At 60.3% G+C, this 13,709-nt stretch carries 13 protein-coding genes; 10 read left to right on the top strand and 3 right to left on the bottom strand.

Features of this window, described 5'->3' with window-relative positions; genetic code table 11:
* Nucleotide 1: 1 nt before the first annotated feature.
* The 9 genes from FHW77_RS20720 (at nt 2) to FHW77_RS20680 (ending at nt 10,805) form a co-directional block, all read left to right on the top strand.
* Nucleotides 2-703, top strand: coding sequence for an ABC transporter ATP-binding protein (locus FHW77_RS20720; RefSeq protein WP_060942198.1), 702 nt, complete (start codon nt 2-4; stop codon nt 701-703).
* A 2-nt stretch (nt 704-705) separates the two neighbouring features.
* Nucleotides 706-1,593 (top strand): branched-chain amino acid ABC transporter permease, encoded by an 888-nt coding sequence (locus FHW77_RS20715; RefSeq protein ID WP_004437878.1) that lies wholly within the window; start codon nt 706-708, stop codon nt 1,591-1,593.
* Nucleotide 1,594: 1 nt separating this feature from the next.
* On the top strand, nt 1,595-2,602 hold the full coding sequence (locus FHW77_RS20710; protein WP_006698062.1) for a branched-chain amino acid ABC transporter permease: 1,008 nt from the start codon (nt 1,595-1,597) through the stop codon (nt 2,600-2,602).
* 71 nt (nt 2,603-2,673) lie between these two features.
* Nucleotides 2,674-4,269, top strand: a complete 1,596-nt coding sequence (locus FHW77_RS20705; protein ID WP_108081684.1) for a GMC family oxidoreductase — start codon at nt 2,674-2,676, stop codon at nt 4,267-4,269.
* A 13-nt stretch (nt 4,270-4,282) separates the two neighbouring features.
* Nucleotides 4,283-5,167, top strand: a complete 885-nt coding sequence (gene mmsB / locus FHW77_RS20700) for a 3-hydroxyisobutyrate dehydrogenase (RefSeq protein ID WP_182590677.1) — start codon at nt 4,283-4,285, stop codon at nt 5,165-5,167.
* Nucleotides 5,164-7,119 (top strand): acetoacetate--CoA ligase, encoded by a 1,956-nt coding sequence (locus tag FHW77_RS20695; RefSeq protein ID WP_182590676.1) that lies wholly within the window; start codon nt 5,164-5,166, stop codon nt 7,117-7,119. The genes mmsB and FHW77_RS20695 overlap by 4 nt, the downstream gene beginning before the upstream one ends.
* Nucleotides 7,120-7,123: 4 nt before the next feature.
* Entirely contained in the window at nt 7,124-7,909 is a 786-nt protein-coding gene (locus tag FHW77_RS20690) for a 3-hydroxybutyrate dehydrogenase (RefSeq protein WP_004437889.1), read from the top strand.
* A 124-nt stretch (nt 7,910-8,033) separates the two neighbouring features.
* Nucleotides 8,034-8,375, top strand: a complete 342-nt coding sequence (locus FHW77_RS20685) for a hypothetical protein (RefSeq protein WP_022563475.1) — start codon at nt 8,034-8,036, stop codon at nt 8,373-8,375.
* A gap of 93 nt (nt 8,376-8,468) precedes the next feature.
* Nucleotides 8,469-10,805 (top strand): glucose/quinate/shikimate family membrane-bound PQQ-dependent dehydrogenase, encoded by a 2,337-nt coding sequence (locus tag FHW77_RS20680; RefSeq protein WP_044459434.1) that lies wholly within the window; start codon nt 8,469-8,471, stop codon nt 10,803-10,805.
* Between the two features lie 76 nt (nt 10,806-10,881).
* Here FHW77_RS20680 and FHW77_RS20675 read toward each other — a convergent pair whose 3' ends face one another.
* Entirely contained in the window at nt 10,882-11,382 is a 501-nt protein-coding gene (locus FHW77_RS20675; RefSeq protein ID WP_004437899.1) for a YciE/YciF ferroxidase family protein, read from the bottom strand.
* 174 nt (nt 11,383-11,556) lie between these two features.
* Here FHW77_RS20675 and FHW77_RS20670 point away from each other — a divergent pair, with 174 nt between their 5' ends.
* Entirely contained in the window at nt 11,557-12,042 is a 486-nt protein-coding gene (locus tag FHW77_RS20670) for an MgtC/SapB family protein (RefSeq protein WP_108081681.1), read from the top strand.
* A gap of 6 nt (nt 12,043-12,048) precedes the next feature.
* Here FHW77_RS20670 and FHW77_RS20665 read toward each other — a convergent pair whose 3' ends face one another.
* Complete coding sequence (locus FHW77_RS20665) at nt 12,049-13,275, bottom strand: NAD(P)/FAD-dependent oxidoreductase (protein WP_112765937.1); 1,227 nt, start codon at nt 13,273-13,275, stop codon at nt 12,049-12,051.
* 19 nt (nt 13,276-13,294) lie between these two features.
* Complete coding sequence (locus FHW77_RS20660; protein WP_004437907.1) at nt 13,295-13,705, bottom strand: TIGR02588 family protein; 411 nt, start codon at nt 13,703-13,705, stop codon at nt 13,295-13,297.
* Between the last annotated feature and the right edge of the window lie 4 nt (nt 13,706-13,709).

Below are 13,709 nucleotides of genomic sequence, written 5' to 3'. Positions count from 1 at the left end.
TATGGCGGCGATGCTCGAAGTCTCCAACCTGAAATCCTGGTATGGCGAAAGCCAGGCGCTGCACGGCGTCGATCTGACGGTCGGCGAGGGCGAAACCATCACCATTCTCGGCCGCAATGGCGTGGGCAAGACCACGACGTTGCGAACCATCATGGGCATCATCCGCAACCGCAAGGGCGTCATCAAGCTCGGCGGCAAGGATCTTATGCCGGTGCCGCTGCATCGTACGGCGAAATACGGCCTCGGTTTCGTACCGGAGGAGCGCGGCATCTTCGCGACCCTGAGTGTTGAGGAAAACCTGAAGCTGCCGCCCGTCGTCGCGTCCGGCGGCATGACGCTCGATGAAATCTACGAGCTGTTTCCCAATCTTTACGAACGCCGCACCAGCTCCGGCACGAAGCTCTCCGGCGGCGAGCAGCAGATGCTGGCCATGGCGCGCATCCTGCGCACCGGCGTCAAGGTGCTGCTGCTGGATGAGCCGACCGAAGGGCTTGCCCCCGTCATCGTACAGCGCATTGGAGAGGTTTTGCAGAAGCTGAAGAGCCGCGGCATGACCGTGGTTCTGGTGGAGCAGAATTTCCGGTTTGCGAGCCGTATCGCCGATCGCTTCTACCTCATGGACCACGGCCAGATGGTCGGCGATTTTCCGGTGGGGGAGCTTTCCGCCCGCATGGGCGAGCTTAACAAGGTGCTGGGGGTTTAACCATGACGATGATCTTCGGCGTTCCAATTCAGGCGCTCCTCGGGCAATTGCTGGTCGGCCTTATCAACGGCTCATTCTATGCGCTGCTGTCACTTGGGCTTGCTGTCATCTTCGGGCTGCTGCGCGTCATCAATTTTGCCCATGGCGCGCAATATATGCTCGGCGCTTTCGTCGCCTTTCTCGGCCTGCAATATTTCGGCATCAATTTCTGGGTGGCGCTCATCGTCACGCCGCTCGTTGTCGCGCTGTTTGGGGCGATCATCGAACGTTTCCTTCTGTCGCGGCTTTATGATCTCGATCCACTCTATGGTCTGCTCTTCACGTTCGGCCTGGCGCTGGTGGTGGAAGGCACGTTCCGGTGGCTTTACGGCGCGGCGGGCCAACCCTATTCGGTGCCGCGCGAACTCGCAGGCGGCACCAATCTCGGCTTCATGTTCCTGCCGAACTACCGCGCCTTCGTCGTCGTGATCTCGCTGATTGTGTGCATCGCCACCTGGGCCTTGATCGAAAAGACGCGTCTTGGCTCCTATCTGCGCGCCGCGACGGAAAACCCGACCCTTGTGCAGGCTTTCGGCATCAATGTGCCTGTTCTGTTGACGCTCACCTACGCGCTCGGCGCCGGCCTTGCGGGTTTCACCGGCGTTCTCGCCGCCCCCATCTATCAGGTCTCGCCGCTGATGGGCACAAACCTCATCATCGTCGTCTTTGCGGTGGTGGTCGTCGGCGGCATGGGCTCGATCATGGGCGCCATCGTCACCGGCTACATGCTCGGTATCGCCGAGGGCCTCACCAAGGTGTTCTACCCTGAGGCCTCCAATATCGTCATCTTCGTCATCATGGCCTTTGTGCTGCTCATCCGCCCCGCCGGACTTTTCGGAAAGGACGCCTGATATGTCCAAAGCCACCCATAGCCCGACAGCCGGCGCAATGCCGCGGACGGAAGTATCGACGACGGCAGCAACCATCAAGACGGTGCTCATTCTGGCCGGGCTTGCCATTCTCATCGCCGCGCCGATGTTCGTTTATCCGATCTTCCTGATGAAGCTTCTCTGCTTTGCGCTCTTTGCCTGCGCCTTCAATCTGCTGATCGGTTATACCGGGCTGCTTTCCTTCGGCCATGCGGCATTCTTTGGCGGCGCTGCCTATTTCACCGCCTATTCGGTGAAGGAATGGGGTGTCACACCGGAAATCGGCCTTGTCATCGGCATGGCGGGGGCAGCTCTTCTCGGCCTCGTCATCGGCTTTTTCGCCATTCGCCGCCAGGGCATCTATTTCGCCATGATCACGCTCGCCTTGTCGCAGATGTTCTATTTCTTCTGCCTGCAAGCGCCGTTCACTCATGGAGAGGACGGCCTGCAGGGCGTGCCGCGCGGCCATCTCTTCGGTATTCTCGATCTCAATGGTCCGCTCAATATCTATTACACGGTGCTTGCCGCCTTCGTGTTGGCGCTGCTGGTCATCTGGCGTTTCGTCAATTCGCCGTTCGGCATGATCCTGAAGTCGATCCGTGAAAACGAGCAACGCGCCATTTCGCTCGGTTATAGCGTGCAGCGCTACAAGCTCGGCGCCTTCGTCATGTCGGCGGCGCTCGCCGGGCTTGCTGGCGGGCTGAAGGCGCTGGTGTTCCAATTCGCGACGCTGACCGACGTGACATGGCAGATGTCCGGTGAAGTGATCCTGATGACGCTGCTCGGCGGCATCGGCACCATGATCGGCCCGATTTTCGGCGCGGGCCTTGTCGTGACCCTGCAGAACTATCTCGCGACCTCGGACTTCCCGGTCACCATCATCACCGGCCTCGTCTTCATGGCCTGCGTTCTGGTGTTCCGTCGCGGTCTGATCGGTGAATTTTATGCTTCCCGGCTGGGGCGGAAACTCGGCTTTCAGCACCGCAGCTAGCCAATTTGAAAAACCTGAAAAGCCTCCCCGCGTTCGGGACGACGCGGCAAGGATGGCGTGTGGAGAAGAGAATGGGCGAATATGACTATATCGTCATCGGAGCGGGGAGCGCCGGATGCGTTCTCGCCAACCGCCTTTCGAAAGACCCGAACAACCGCGTGCTGCTTCTGGAAGCGGGCGGCAACGACAACTACCACTGGATCCATATTCCGGTCGGTTATCTCTATTGCATCAACAATCCACGCACGGACTGGTGTTTCAAGACGGCGGAAGAGCCTGGCCTGAATGGACGCGCGCTGATCTATCCGCGCGGCAAGGTGCTGGGCGGCTGCTCCTCCATCAACGGCATGATCTACATGCGCGGGCAGGCGCGGGACTATGACGTCTGGCGGCAGCTTGGCTGCGAAGGCTGGGGCTGGAACGACATCCTGCCCTATTTCCTGAAGTCTGAAGATTTTTATCGCGGCAAGAGTGACCTGCATTCCAGCGGGGGCGAGTGGCGTGTGGAAAAGGCCCGCGTGCGCTGGGATGTGCTTGATGCCTTCCAGAAGGCGGCAGGAGAAGCGGGTATTCCCGCGACTGACGATTTCAACCGCGGAGACAATGAAGGGGCCGGTTATTTCGATGTCAACCAGCGGGCGGGCTGGCGCTGGAACACGGCGAAAGCATTCCTGAAACCGGTGCTTGGCCGCAAGAACCTCACCGTTTTGACCAAGGCCCATGTCAAACGGCTCATCATCGAAGAAGACCGGGTGACGGGTGTCGAATTCCATCATGACGGCGTCCTGAAAAAAATGCGGGCGCGGCGCGAAACCGTGCTGTCCGCCGGCGCAATCGGCTCGCCGCATGTTCTGGAGCTTTCCGGGGTCGGCCGTGGGGATGTGTTGCAGGCTGCCGGTATCGATACGGTGGCGGAGGTCCAGGGTGTGGGCGAGAACCTGCAGGACCATCTGCAGCTGCGCATGGTCTACAAGGTCTCCGGTGTTCTGACGCTCAATGAGCGGGCCTCGTCGCTCTTCGGCAAGGCGCGGATCGGCCTGGAATATGCGCTGACGCGCTCCGGGCCGATGTCCATGGCGCCGAGCCAGCTCGGTGTCTTCACCCGCTCTTCGCCGGAAAAGGAAACCGCTGATCTGGAATATCATGTGCAGCCGGTTTCGCTCGACAAGTTCGGGGATCCGGTTCACACTTTTCCCGCCATAACGGCAAGCGTCTGCAATCTGCGGCCGGAAAGCCGTGGCTCAGTGCATGTGAAAGGACCGGATTTCGCCATGCAACCGGAAATCCGCCCGAACTATCTTTCCACCGAAGGCGACCGGAAGGTGGCCATAGATGCCATGCGGCTGACGCGCCGCATCGTCGCCCAGCCGGCCTTTTCCCGCTTCAGGCCGGAGGAATACCGGCCCGGCCCCGCCTTTGAAAACGACAATGATCTTGCCAAGGCGGCAGGTGATATCGGCACCACCATCTTCCACCCTGTCGGCACGCTGCGCATGGGGTCGGATATGGAAAGTGTCGTTGATGCGCGCCTGAAGTTCCGCCGGCTCGCCGGGCTGCGCGTCGCCGATGCCTCGGTGATGCCGCGCATTACATCCGGAAATACCAATTCGCCGACGATCATGATTGCCGAAAAGGCCGCCGACATGATCCTTGCGGATAATCGCTGAAAGGAACCTACCGATGAAGACCATCGCTTTTCTGGGGCTGGGACATATGGGCCTGCCGATGGCCGCCAATCTCGTCAAGGCGGGATATGCCGTCAGGGGATACGATCTTGCCGAAGCCTGCCGTGCAGCGGCAAAGGAGGCGGGCATTCCGGTTGCCGCGAATTCTGCCGAAGCAGTCAACGCGGCTGATGTGGTCGTCACCATGCTGCCCAAGGGCGAACATGTCGTTTCGGCCTATGACGATCTGACTAGTAAAATCTCTGCCGGAACGCTCCTTATCGACTGCTCGACCGTGGATATGGCAAGCGCATTGAAGGCGCATGAACTGGCCGCTTCCGCCGGCTGCTCTTCGGTCGACGCCCCCGTTTCCGGCGGCACGGGCGGTGCGGCCGCCGGCACCCTGACCTTCATGTGCGGTGGTGAGGCGGAGGCTTTTTCGGCGGCGAAGCCGCTGCTGGAAGCCATGGGCAAAAAGATCGTGCATTGCGGCAAGGGCGGCAACGGGCAGGCGGCCAAGATCTGCAACAACATGATCCTCGGCATTTCCATGATCGCGGTTTCCGAGGCTTTTGTGCTCGGCGAAAAACTCGGGCTTTCGCACCAGGCGCTGTTCGATGTCGCCTCCACATCTTCCGGGCAATGCTGGTCGCTCACCACTTATTGCCCGGTGCCGGGTCCGGTGCCGACATCACCCGCCAACAAGGATTACCAGCCCGGATTTGCCGCAGCCTTGATGCTCAAGGACCTGAAGCTTTCTCAGGAGGCGGCCAATGGTGCTGACGCCTCCACACCGCTCGGTGCTGCTGCGGCAGCGCTTTATGAGAGCTTCGTTGACGACGGGCAGGGCGGGCGTGATTTTTCCGCCATCGTTGAGATGCTGCGCGGGAGCAGAGCATGACAGCAGCCGCGCCATCTGACATTCTGTGGGTGCCGCCGGAAGAGAGGGTGAAGCGCTCGGCGCTCTTCGCCTTCGCGACAAGAACCGCAAAGATACACGGGCAGGCCGCCGATGATTATGCCGGCCTGCTGCGCTGGTCCATCGACGCGCCAGAAGAGTTTTACATCGGGCTGTGGGACGAGCTCGGCATTATCGGCACGCGCGGCGATGTCGCGTTCAAGCCGGGCGCGACGATGCGGGAGGCCGAATTTTATCCGGGCGCGCGGTTGAATTACGCCGAAAACCTGCTGCGCGATACCGATGAGCGGTTGGCCATCATCGCCCATCGCGACGATGGTACGCGGCGAGAGATAAGCCGAAAGGCGCTTTATGACGAAGTGTCGCGCATGGTGCAGGCGCTCGTTCATGCTGGCGTGCGGGAAGGTGACCGCGTCGGCGCGATCGTCACCCATGATATCGAGGCGATCGTGGGATATCTGGCGGTAAGCGCAATCGGTGCCATCTGGTCGTCCTGCTCTCCGGATTTCGGCCCGGCAGGTGCCTCGGATCGCCTTTCCCAAATCGATCCCAAGGTTCTCATCGCCGTGCCGGAATATGGTTATGCCGGTAAACGCATCGACGTCGGCCCGACCATCCGCGCCGTGGCGGAAAGTGCGGCCCCTGAAAAGATCGTTCTGATCGGTGAAACCGTTCCCGAAAGCCTTACTGATCTCGGCTGCGTCACGCTTGCGGCTTTCGTTGCGCCTTATGCGGCGGGCGAGATTGTCTTCAACCGTCTGCCCGTCAAGGCGCCGCTGGTGATCCTTTATTCCTCCGGCACGACAGGCAAGCCGAAATGCATCACCCATTCCGGCGGCGGCCTGCTTCTTCAGCACATGAAGGAGCTGAAACTGCAATGCGATATCAAGGAGGGTGAGCGCTTTTTCTATTTCACCACCTGCGGCTGGATGATGTGGAACTGGCAGGTCTCCGGTCTCGCGCTCGGTACCACCCTCGTCACCTATGATGGCAATCCCGGCTATCCGACGCCCGGCCGGCTGATCGATCTCATCGACGCCGAAGGGATCGCCACGTTCGGCACGTCTGCGAAATTTATCGATGCATGCCTGAAGGCGGGACTGAAACCGCGGGAAAGCCATGATCTTTCATCGCTGCGAACAATTCTCTCCACTGGTTCGCCGCTCATCCCGCAATCCTTCGATTATATCTATCGCGACTGGAAGGCGGATGTGCATCTCGCCTCCATTTCCGGCGGCACTGACATCTGCGCCTGTTTCCTCGGCGGCAATCCCCTACAGCCGGTTCATCGCGGTGAATTGCAGGGCGCGATGCTCGGCATGGATATCGATACGCTTGACGATGAGGGCCGTTCCGTTCGCGGCGTCCCCGGTGAACTCGTCTGCCGGAATGCGCATCTGTCCATGCCGGTGAAATTCTGGGGCGATGAGGATGGTTCGCGCTATCAGGCCGCCTACTTCGATCGTTTCCCCGGCGTCTGGGCGCATGGCGATTTCGCCGAACTGCGGCCCTCCGGCGGTTATGTGATCCATGGACGCTCGGACACGACGCTTAATCCAGGTGGGGTGCGCATCGGGACTGCGGAAATCTACCGGCAGGTGGAAACCGTGCCCGAAGTAGAGGAGGCCATTGCCGTTGGGCAGGATATCGACGGGGACCAGCGGGTCATCCTCTTCCTGCGCATGAAGGGTGGTGCTGCCTTGACGGAAGAGCTGGAAAAGACCATCCGCAGCCGCATCCGTTCGGGGGCGACGCCGCGGCATGTGCCGGCAAGGATCATTGCTGTCAGCGCTATCCCACGCACACGCTCCGGCAAGATTTCCGAAATCGCGGTGCGCGACACCATCCATGGTCGGCCGGTGAAGAATGCCGATGCGCTCGCCAATCCCGAAGCGCTCGAACTTTTCCGCAACCTGCCGCAGCTGAAGGACTAGGCCCATGGAGGATCAACCGAAAACCGTGCTTGTCACCGGTTCCACCAGCGGCATCGGACTTGCCATCGCCAGGCGTTTCGCCGAGGCGGGCTATCTGGTCGCTGTGCATGGCATAGAAACGGTGGAGGAGGCGACGCAGGCGCTGGAGGCTGTAGGGAAAGTGGCGCGGCAAAGGCCGGCCTATTTCTCCGCCAACCTCGCGAACTATGAAGAAAGCGCGCATCTGCCTGAAAAGGTCATTGCGGAATTCGGCCATGTCGATGTCCTCGTCAACAATGCCGGCATTCAGAAGGTCGCGCCGATCGATGAGTTCGACTTCGCGGATTTTTCCCGCATCGTTGCCATTTCTCTCGACAGCGCCTTTCACACCATCCGCGCTGCTTTGCCGGGCATGAAGGAAAGAGGCTGGGGCCGCATCGTCAACATCGCTTCCGCGCATGGTTTGCGCGCGTCTCCCTTCAAGGCGCCCTATGTGGCAACCAAACATGCGGTGGTGGGACTTACGAAAAGCGTTGCGCTGGAGGTTGCCGAACTCGGCATCACCTGTAACGCCATCTGCCCCGGCTATGTCTGGACCCCGCTTGTGGCCGCACAGGTCGCGGATCAGGCGAGGGTACACGGCATGAGTGAGGAAGATGTGGTGAAAAAGGTGATGCTTGCGCCGCAGCCGACAAGACGCTTCATCCAGCCGGAGGAAATCGCCGAAATGGCACTTTATCTCGCTGGCGATATGGCCCGTTCCATCACCGGCACCACCATTTCCATCGATGGCGGCTGGACCGCGAAATAACCGAGAGGCCCGGACGCCCTCTTCCGGTAAGAGCCAGATTGCGCCATGTCGAATGCGCCGGCCCCTCGCGGGAACAAAACCTCTCCCTGTGGATTAGATTGACAGAGTTTAGGGAGTGAAAGACATGGCCAGAGAAAATACCAGCTATCTCGACGGTCGGGATGCTCCGAAAAAGGAGACGGCCACACGGGCACGGCAAGGATCGACAGGACGTCCGGTTCTTGTCATTCTGATCGTCAGCGTGTTGTTAGCGCTGGTGGTCTGGGCTGTCGTGGAATACGCGGTTTTCGAACCGGACGAGAACCTGCCGCAAAATCCGCAGACGGAGAACGCCCCCGTCCCGCAGCAGCCCTCGGGTTCGGAAAGCTTCGACAACAATCCCGCGAACGGCCGTGCTTCGCCGCCGGCTTCAACGGAGCGAAACCCTTCCCCGCAGGACTCCACGGGGGCGCCGCAGAACCCGTGACGCAGATGCCATGATTTTTCGTGGCGTTTGAATGGAACCATATTGCTCCCGATTTCATTTCACACAAAGTGACAGGAATCGGGGGTTTCATTCATGGCAGTCACCGTCACTGCAGTTTTTCTCACGCTCATCGGCCTTGCGCTGTTCGGTTTCGGCTCCCAGCTTGTGATGCTTGGGGGCAGTTTTTATTATGTGCTTTCCGGACTGGCCTTTCTGTTGACGGCCGTTCTGCTCTTCAAGCGCAATCGCGCAGCACTTCACGTCTATGCCGTGTTCATTGTCGCAACACTTGCGTGGGCCGTCTGGGAAGTCGGTTTTGACTGGTGGCAGCTTGGCCCGCGCGGCGGTTTTATTATTGTGATAGGCCTCTGGCTCCTGGTGCCCTGGGTGAGGAAGCCACTCGGTTTTGCAAGCCCGACGGGGCTAAGCTATGGGCCGAATGCATGGCCGCTGGCGCTTTCCGTTCTCGCTTCCATCGCCGTTGCCGGATATTCGATGGCACAGGACCCGCATGATCAGCCAGGGTCCTTGCCGCAGGAAACGGCGTCCGCGACGCCGGCCTATGGCGGCAACGTGCCTGATGGTGACTGGCATCAATATGGCCGCACGCCCTATGGGCAGCGTTATTCGCCGCTGACCCAGGTCAATGTCGACAATGTTTCGCAATTGAAGGAGGCGTGGCGTTACCAGACCGGCGACGTGAAGCTGCCGGACGATGTGGGCGAAACCACCTATCAGGTGACGCCGCTCAAGATCGGCAATACGCTTTTCATCTGCACGCCGCATAATTGGGCCATCGCCATCGATGCCGCGACAGGCAAGGAAAAATGGAAATACGATCCGAATGTCGGCCTCAATCCGGATCGCCAGCACCAGACGTGCCGCGGCGTGTCCTATTATGCCGAACCGGGTGCCGCGCCGGGAACGGCCTGCGCCGAGCGGGTCTATCTGCCCACGTCGGATGCACGGTTGATCGCGCTCGATGCCGCCACCGGCCAGGTTTGCACCTCCTTTGCCGATCAGGGTGTGCTGCATCTCGAGCAGGGCATGAAATATAATCCCGCCGGCTATTATTATTCGACATCGCCGCCCGTGATTGCTGCGGGCAAGATCATCATCGGCGGCGCGGTGAATGACAATTACTCCACGCAGGAACAGTCCGGCGTGATCCGCGCTTTCGATGTGAACAGCGGTGCGCTCATCTGGAACTGGGATTCCGGGAACCCGCAAAAGACCGAGCCGATTGCGGCCGGTGAGACCTACACGACCAACTCGCCGAACAGCTGGTCCGTCTTCAGTTATGACGAAGGCCTCGGGCTCGTTTATGTCCCGCTCGGTAATCAGGTTCCGGACCAGCTCGGCATGGGCCGCAGCGAGAATGTGGAGAAATATTCTTCCTCCATCGTCGCGCTCGATATCAATACGGGCAAGGATCGCTGGGTGCGCCAGACGGTTCATCACGATCTCTGGGACATGGATGTGCCGGCCCAGCCGGTGTTGCTCGACATAACCAAGGATGGTCAGACCGTTCCTGCGCTCGTCGGGCCAACGAAGCAGGGGGATATCTACGTTCTTGACCGGCGCACCGGCGAGCCGCTTCTGCCGATCACGGAGGAGCCAGCCCCGGGCGGTGCGATCCCCGAGGACTTCACCTCGCCGACGCAGCCGACAACGGCCCTCTCGTTCAAGCCGGAGCCATTGCAGGAAAAGGACATGTGGGGCGTCTCCATGTTCGACCAGCTCGCCTGCCGCATCCGCTTCCACCAGCTGAACTACAAAGGCCGCTACACCCCGCCGTCACTGACCGGCTCGATCATCTATCCCGGCAATTTCGGCACCTTCAACTGGGGCAGTGTGGCTGTGGATCCTGAAAGGCAGGTCATGTTCGGTATGCCGACCTATCTCGCCTTCACCTCCCAGCTCGTCCCGCGCGATCAGATTCCGCCCAAGGGTCAGGACGAAAAGGGCAGCGAGCAGGGTCTGAACCGTAATGACGGTGCGCCCTATGGCGTTTTCATGGGACCGTTCCTCGGCCCGCTGCAGATTCCCTGCCAGGCGCCGCCGTGGGGTTATGTCGCCGGCGCGGACCTGCGCACCGGGGATGTGGCCTACAAGCACAAGAACGGGACGGTCTATGACATGACCCCGCTGCCGCTCCCCTTCAAGGTGGGCGTGCCGGGAATTGGCGGACCGATGATCACCAAGGGCGGCGTAGCCTTCCTGGGTGCCGCAGTGGATAATTATCTGCGGGCCTATGACCTCACCACCGGCAAGCAGCTCTGGGAAGCGCGCCTGCCCGCTGGCGGTCAGGCAACGCCGATGACCTATGCACTGGAAAACGGCAAGCAATATGTGGTGATGGTTGCGGGCGGTCACGGTTCCGTCGGGACCAAACCGGGCGACTACGTCATCGCCTACACCCTGCCGTAACCTTCAGGCTACGACGACAAAAAAAAACCGGAATGGCTGACCATTCCGGTTTTTCTTTGAGCCGATGCGGATGGCGTCAGGCGGCCTTCTTCTCGGCCGCGGCGTTCACCGAAGTCTTGGCAAGCGCGGTCAGCGCGTCGTCGGTCTTCGACTCTTCCTTAAGAGTGGCATCGAGCAGCGATACCGCCTTGGTATGGCCGAGCTTTTCCGCCCAGGCCTTCAGCGTGCCGTAGCGGGCGATTTCATAGTGTTCGACCGCCTGGGCGGATGAGACGAGACCGGCGTCGAGGGCGGCGGTGCCCTTGAAATCCTCCATGATTTCCTCGCCCTCGGCGATAATGCCCTGGATGGCTTCGCAGGTCTTGCCCTGGGCGCGCTTGCCAATGATCTCGAATACTTCCTGCAGGCGCTCTACGTGGCCCTGCGTTTCTTCCTTGTGCTTTTCGAAAGCCTGCTTCAGCTTCGGGTCGGTCGCCGCCCGCGCCATTTTCGGCAGGGCTTTCAGGATCTGCCTTTCGGCGTAGTAGATGTCCTTCAGCGTGTCGTAAAACAGGTCGTCGAGTTTCTTCTCGGCCATTGGTCCTTCTCCCATGAAGTGGAAATGCACGATGTGCGCTCATGCGCACGGGAAACAAACTTTCAGCTGCTCCTATGGTTCCGGTTCGGTTGTACGCAACGTTTATATTGCTGTGCGGAACCATCGCGCCTTTTCGAACTTAGTGTGGAGAAATTTCCGGGAGGAGACGCGACAGTGCCCCAAAGCCTTGCAGAAGAATTTTCCATGAATATTTCCATTCCGTTCGAGGTGCTGGTGGTGCGCGTGTTCGGCGCGGTCATCCTGTGCGGCCTGATCGGTCTGGAGCGCGAATTCCACAAAAACACCGCTGGTCTGCGCACCAATATGCTCATCGGCCTTGCCGCCGTCACTTTCTGCGTCATCACCATCCATATGATGGAAACGATGGCGGAAGGGCATGAGGCAGCCCGGCTCGATCCCATCCGACTGGTGGAAGCCGTAACCGCCGGTATCGCCTTTCTCGCCGCAGGTGTGGTCGTTTACACCAAGGGCGACGTCAAGGGGCTGACGACGGGCGCAAGCATGTGGCTTTCGGCGGCGATCGGCCTCTCGGCCGGTCTCGGCATGTGGCCGCTCGCTCTGCTCGCCGCAGCAATGGGCATCGTCGTATTGTGGACGCTTCGCCGTATCCAGGTGGTAACCGGTATCAAGGATGAATGAACGGCATCAGCGGAAGTTAAAAAGATCGGCGTCGGGGTCGGTACCGCCATTGATGGCGGCGGCCACGATTTCGGCGGCGATCTGGCTGAAAGTGATGCCGTTGCCGCCGAACCCCATCACCGCATAGACATTCTTCATGCCCGGAACGAGGCCGATCAGCGGCAGGCCCGTGGTGGTCGTACCAAAGGCTCCCGCCCAGCGATAATCGGGTTCACCGATATCCACGCCCAGCAGTTTTTCAATCTTGCGGCGGATCGTTCGTGTCTTGCCCGCCAGCTTGCTCTTCGACTGATAGGAGACAGGATTTTCCTCGTCCTCGCCGCCGGCAATCACTCGTCCCTCACGGTCGGTTCGCAGATAGAGATAGGGGTCTGCCGCCTCCCATACGATGTGGCTTTGCAGCCAGTCCGGCAGATCCAGCCCTTTTCTGCTGGCCAGCGCCCAGGTGGAAATGATCCGGTGCGTCGGGCTTTCAAGGGCTTTCAAGAACTCATACCCGGTGCAAAATACGATGTTGCCGGCGGAGAGGATTTTCCCGTTGGCAGTGGCGACGATTACTTCGTCGCCAACGTTTCTGAGATCGGTGATTTCCAGAGGAGCGACGATTTCCGCTCCAGCGCTCGCGGTATGGCGCAGCAGACCCGCTGTCAACTGGGCGGGATTGGCGGAGGCCGATATGTCGCTGACGATGGCGGCGGTCCGTTCCAACCCATAATGCTCTCTCAGTTGCGCGGCGCCGAGAAACTCAGCCTCGATGCCGGCTTCTGCGCGGGCATCCGCCTCTGCCTTCAGAGCGCGCGAACCCATGTCGTCACCGGCGAGGTACAGTGCCTGTTTTCGTCTCATGCCGCAGGAAATATTGAGCGAGGTGACGATTTCCTCCAGACGAAGAACCGCGCGCGCCGAGCGCTGCCAAGCCCTGTCTGCGGCCTCCCTGCCGATCATCGTCCGGAGTTTCGTCAGCGGCGTGTCGATCTCGTGCTGTATCATTGCGGTGCTCGCCATGCTGCTGCCTTTGACGGGTTCGCGTCGGTCAACGATCAGCATGGATCGTCCCGGGCGATGCAGCGAGTGGGCCACCAGCGCGCCGCTGATACCGGTCCCGACAACGATTGTGTCGTAGTGGTTGTCTTTCGGCGTCTTGCCGCTTCTGACACCGATCCGCGGCGTATCGGCCCAGAGCGGGGTTGACTCCCTGAGGTCGCGTTCCTTCGTCAGGTCTGATGCGGTCATGAAATGGTCCTGAAAACTGTCACGGTTCGGTATAGCCGGCGACGTTGATGATAAGCCTCCCGCCTGCGGGATCGTTGCGGAAGAAAAGCGTTCCGCTGTCGCGCGATTCCGAGGCAACGTAATCGAATGTCACGTCCGCGCTTTCCTGCGTGCCGCCGTCCTGCTGCAGATCTCCGCGCACCTGCACCTGCGCCGCCGTCGTCATGGAGAGATTGCGGATATCGAATTTCACCCGATATTGCCCCGGCTCACCGTTAACGTCTGTCACGGCGATCTCGAAGCGGGCGTCGTCCGGTTCGTAGCGATAGATGTCGTATAGGATCCAGCCGAGCATGGCGGCGACGAGCAGGGTGCAGATGGCGCCCGTGACCCATTCGATCCAGTGCGGATCGGAACTTTCCGTGTGTTTTCCATCCTTGGAGATTGTCATGATG

The sequence above is a fragment of the Agrobacterium sp. RC10-4-1 genome, from assembly GCF_014138475.1.
GTDB classification, from domain to species: domain Bacteria; phylum Pseudomonadota; class Alphaproteobacteria; order Rhizobiales; family Rhizobiaceae; genus Agrobacterium; species Agrobacterium pusense.
The sequence above is the reverse complement of the archived record's forward strand: the minus strand, read 5'-3'. Positions and strand labels throughout refer to the sequence as shown.

Bases quoted from the DNA above. Each gene is read 5' to 3' on its own strand.
- FHW77_RS20720 (WP_060942198.1), top strand. From the start codon at position 2: ATGGCGGCGATGCTCGAAGTCTCCAACCTGAAATCCTGGTATGGCGAA.
- FHW77_RS20715 (WP_004437878.1), top strand. From the start codon at position 706: ATGACGATGATCTTCGGCGTTCCAATTCAGGCGCTCCTCGGGCAATTG.
- FHW77_RS20710 (WP_006698062.1), top strand. From the start codon at position 1,595: ATGTCCAAAGCCACCCATAGCCCGACAGCCGGCGCAATGCCGCGGACG.
- FHW77_RS20705 (WP_108081684.1), top strand. From the start codon at position 2,674: ATGGGCGAATATGACTATATCGTCATCGGAGCGGGGAGCGCCGGATGC.
- mmsB (WP_182590677.1), top strand. From the start codon at position 4,283: ATGAAGACCATCGCTTTTCTGGGGCTGGGACATATGGGCCTGCCGATG.
- FHW77_RS20695 (WP_182590676.1), top strand. From the start codon at position 5,164: ATGACAGCAGCCGCGCCATCTGACATTCTGTGGGTGCCGCCGGAAGAG.
- FHW77_RS20690 (WP_004437889.1), top strand. From the start codon at position 7,124: ATGGAGGATCAACCGAAAACCGTGCTTGTCACCGGTTCCACCAGCGGC.
- FHW77_RS20685 (WP_022563475.1), top strand. From the start codon at position 8,034: ATGGCCAGAGAAAATACCAGCTATCTCGACGGTCGGGATGCTCCGAAA.
- FHW77_RS20680 (WP_044459434.1), top strand. From the start codon at position 8,469: ATGGCAGTCACCGTCACTGCAGTTTTTCTCACGCTCATCGGCCTTGCG.
- FHW77_RS20675 (WP_004437899.1), bottom strand. From the start codon at position 11,382: ATGGCCGAGAAGAAACTCGACGACCTGTTTTACGACACGCTGAAGGAC.
- FHW77_RS20665 (WP_112765937.1), bottom strand. From the start codon at position 13,275: ATGACCGCATCAGACCTGACGAAGGAACGCGACCTCAGGGAGTCAACC.
- FHW77_RS20660 (WP_004437907.1), bottom strand. From the start codon at position 13,705: ATGACAATCTCCAAGGATGGAAAACACACGGAAAGTTCCGATCCGCAC.